The organism is Mesorhizobium sp. M7A.F.Ca.CA.002.05.1.1, from assembly GCF_003998335.1.
In the GTDB taxonomy this organism is placed as follows: Bacteria; Pseudomonadota; Alphaproteobacteria; order Rhizobiales; family Rhizobiaceae; genus Mesorhizobium.
In genome coordinates, this window is sequence record NZ_RZQI01000614.1 from 1 (window position 1) to 3,661 (window position 3,661).

Annotated in this window: 2 protein-coding genes; both read right to left on the bottom strand. The window is 64.8% G+C overall.

The genetic code is table 11. The annotated features are described in order from the left end of the window. Positions 1 to 211: 211 nt before the first annotated feature. Positions 212 to 1,096, bottom strand: coding sequence for a transglutaminase family protein (locus tag EN939_RS25095; protein WP_127270501.1), 885 nt, complete (start codon positions 1,094 to 1,096; stop codon positions 212 to 214). A gap of 67 nt (positions 1,097 to 1,163) precedes the next feature. After that, positions 1,164 to 3,575: a circularly permuted type 2 ATP-grasp protein gene (locus EN939_RS25100; RefSeq protein ID WP_127270503.1), complete on the bottom strand. Its 2,412-nt coding sequence runs from the start codon at positions 3,573 to 3,575 to the stop codon at positions 1,164 to 1,166. Positions 3,576 to 3,661 lie beyond the last annotated feature (86 nt).

A 3,661-nucleotide genomic window follows, 5' to 3' on the forward strand; every position in this document is an offset into this window, starting at 1 on the left:
GATGCCAGCGTTGCAGCAATGGTCGCCGCCGCGTTACAGGCAGGAATGACGACGCTGATTGCTCTCAATTACAAAACCTCGCGCCATGCGCTTGAGGATACAACTACCGTCACCCCGAAACGAATACAGACTAGCGGCCGCATCGGTATTTGAGAAGCAGTCTTGTCCATCCCGAATTGCGGCGCAAATACCGCTGCGTGTACGACCTGCTTCAGGCTCTTTCGAGCACGACCGGAATGACGTCGACAGCTTGCTCGCCAACCTGTCCCCCCGTGGTCTTGAGCACGCCGACGATCGGCGCCACGTCCGAATAGTCGCGGCCGTGGCCGACGGTGATATGGTCGTTGCTGGCCCGCATGCCGTTGGTCGGATCGAATTCCTGCCAGCCCGCATCGCGCCCGCACCAGACCTTGACCCAGGCATGCATGGCATCGGCGCCTTCCAGCCGGGGCTTGCCCTTCGGCGGGATGGTGCGCAAGAAGCCGCTGACATAGCCGGCCGGAATACCGAGCCCGCGCAGGCCGGCGATCATGATGTGTGAAAAGTCCTGGCAAACGCCGCGCTTCAACTTGAAGGCATCACTGGCCCGGGTCCGCACCGTTGTCGCTTCGCCGTCATAGGTGAAATCGCGATGGATGCGATTGCACAGGCTCACGGCCGTGCCGGCGGCGGAGCCGGCGATGCTGTCGCGTGCGTAAGCGGTGATCGCATCGTCGATGCCGGCATGGGTGCTGGCCGTCAGGAAGTGGTGCGGTGCATCAGGTGCCAGAGACCGCATCGCGGCGAGTTCTTGCCTCAGCCGGGCGATATCGGGCGACACGTCGAGCCCGGGCTCGGGCCGAGACACCGACACGCGGGCGCTCATCCTGATGTCGAGCGCGTCATGCGCGTCGCGAAAGGCGATCGAGGTGACGTTGTTGCCGAAGAAATCGGAAAAGTCGGAACGTTCGTTGGGTGCCGGCGCAAAGGACAGGGATGCGGCGATGACACGCTGCACGCCTGATATCGTCGACGGCAGTACGCGCACCTGATGACGACCGCCGCCGGCCGCCGCAGCGTAATCGTAATGCAGATGAAGCCTGATGTCGTAGAGCATGTTCTATTTTTCTGCCTTTGCGCAGGTTCTTGTCGCAAAACCCGTGCGACACTTTTGCGGAACCTGCTTAGCCGAAATAGGCTTTGGCGAGGCTGTTGTAGAGGCCGCCGATTTCATAGGCGAGGTCGTCCAGCGCCTTTGCCGTCATATCCGAAGGCTCCTTGATGGCGATCTGGGTGTTGAGCTGCAGGATTTCCTTCGCCGCCGGCGACATTTGTCCCTCCCCGCCGAGCGACGGCAACAGGCCGATTTCGGCCTTCAGCCTTTCGAGCTGGAACAGGATGGAGCGCGGATTGAGCGGATCGAGCGCCAGCAGGTCGATCACCGTGCGCCGACCGGCCTGCACCGGATATTGGCGGCGATGGGTCATCACGCTGTCGCCGATTTCCAGCATCATGTCCAGCGCGCCGTCCGGCGCCTTGGCGCTGGTCAGCCGCGACAGCGTGCGGGAGATCTGGATACCGCGCTCCAGCCGGCGGCCGATCTCGAGGAAGCGCCAACCGGCGAAGCGGTACATGTTCTCGTGCAGCAGGCCGGAAAAGCCGGCGAGCTTGCGCAGGATGACCGTCATCGCCCGGGTCGCGTCGTCGCCGGGCGCGACCGTCGTTGCGAACTGATGGATGGTTTTCGACAGGTCCTTCAGCGCCAGCCAGCCATCGGGCGAGAAGCGGTCGCGGATCTGCCCGGCGCTGTAGACCGCACTATCCAGCGTGCCGATCAGCCCTGACGGGATCGCCGTCTCCACATCGATGCCGAAAGGTTCGAGATAATCCCTGATGTCGGCGAGCAGCGGCATATCCGGGTCGGAGGTTTCGGCGAGCCGCACATGGTAGGCGCGCAGGATGCGCACCGTGTCTTCCGAGCGCTCGATATAGCGGCCGAGCCAGGTCAGGTTCTCCGCCGCGCGACTGGGCAGGCTGCCGGGCCTGGTGCGGCTGAAACTGTCGCCTTCTTGCGGCAGCAGCGTCTCGCGCTCCACCGGTTTGTCGCTGACAACCCAGACATCCGCCGCCTGGCCGCCACGCTGCATGGCGATCGCCGTCGGGTCGAGCGACAGGCCGATTCGGGCAAAACCGCCCGGCATCACCGTCCAGCCCTCCGGCGTTCGCGCCAGGTAGACGCGCAGGCTGGCTGGCCGCGGCTCCAGCCAGCCGCCGACATAGACGGGCGTCGTCGAAAGCGTCACCGCTTCCTGGCCGACGAAATCGCCGCCATCACGTTCAATGCGCGCCACCAGTTCCGCCCGCTCCCCGGCCGACAGAGCCGAGCCTAGCTTCGTTGAATCGTCGTCCTCGAAGGCAAGCCTCGTCGACAGCGCCGGCCCGATCACCATGCGATCGATGTTGGCCAGCACATGCGCGCGTTCGGTTGCTTGCCCGCACCACCATGTCGCGACGCTTGGCAGCAGCAATTCCTCGCCCCGCAAGGCCCGTGAAATCTTGGGCAGGAAGGCAAGCAGCGCGCGCGTCTCCATCAGGCCGGAGCCCAGCGCGTTGACGGTAGCAACCGCGCCCTGGCGGATCGCCTCGACCAGGCCCGGCGTGCCGATCTGCGAATCCGCGCGCAGTTCAAGCGGATCGGCGAAGGCGGCGTCGAGCCGCCGCCACAACACGCTGATCGGCATCAGGCCGGAAACTGTGCGCACCATCAGCCGGCTGCCGGAGACGGTCAAATCCTCGCCTTCGAGCAGCATGATGCCGAGGTAGCGGGCGATGTAGGCGTGCTCGTAATAAGTTTCGTTGAGCGGCCCCGGCGTCAGGATGGCGACGCGGCCGTCGGTTTCCTTGGCCATGCCGATCAGCGCGTCGCGAAAACGGCGGAAAAAGCCGGCAAGGCGGTGCACATGCATCTCGCCATAGATGTCGGACAGCGCGCGCGTGGTGGCGACGCGGTTTTCCAGTGCGAAACCGGCGCCGGACGGCGCCTGCGTGCGATCACCCAGCACCCACCATCGGCCATCAGGCCCGCGGCCGAGTTCGAAGGCGCAGAAATGCAGGAAGTGGCCGCCGGCCGGCCTGGTGCCGACGACAGGCCGCAAATATTCCGGGCTGGCGGCGATCAATCCCGCCGGCAGGATGCCTTTCTCGACCAGCCGGTTCGGCCCGTAGATATCGGCGATGGTTTCCTCGAACAGGTCGGCGCGCTGCACGAGGCCGGCGCTGATCGCCGCCCACTCGCTCTCCTCGATGAGAACCGGGACATGCGCCAGCGGCCATTCGCGCTCATTGGCACCGGCCTTGTCATAGACGCGGTAATAGACGCCGGCATCGCGCAGATACTGGTCGGCGCGGGCAAAGCGCTGGCCGAGCTTTTCAGCGCCAAGTTCCTCGAGCGCCTCGACAAAATGCTTCCAGGCCGGGCGAGGATTGCCTGACGCATCGACCATCTCGTCGACGACGCCGTCGATCGGCTGGTAGTGCTCCAGCAGGCTGTGGGTCTGCGGCTTGCCGCGTCCCCTCTTGTGATTCCCCTTTGCCATCGCTGATCAGAGTCTTGCCGGCCGCCGAAGGTCAAGGGTCATCGGGAAATCTTCCGCCGGTTGTTCTTCACGGATCACATAGGCGG

Excerpts from the sequence above, each read along its gene's own strand:
- EN939_RS25095 (WP_127270501.1), bottom strand. The coding sequence starts at position 1,096 with ATGCTCTACGACATCAGGCTTCATCTGCATTACGATTACGCTGCGGCG.
- EN939_RS25100 (WP_127270503.1), bottom strand. The coding sequence starts at position 3,575 with ATGGCAAAGGGGAATCACAAGAGGGGACGCGGCAAGCCGCAGACCCAC.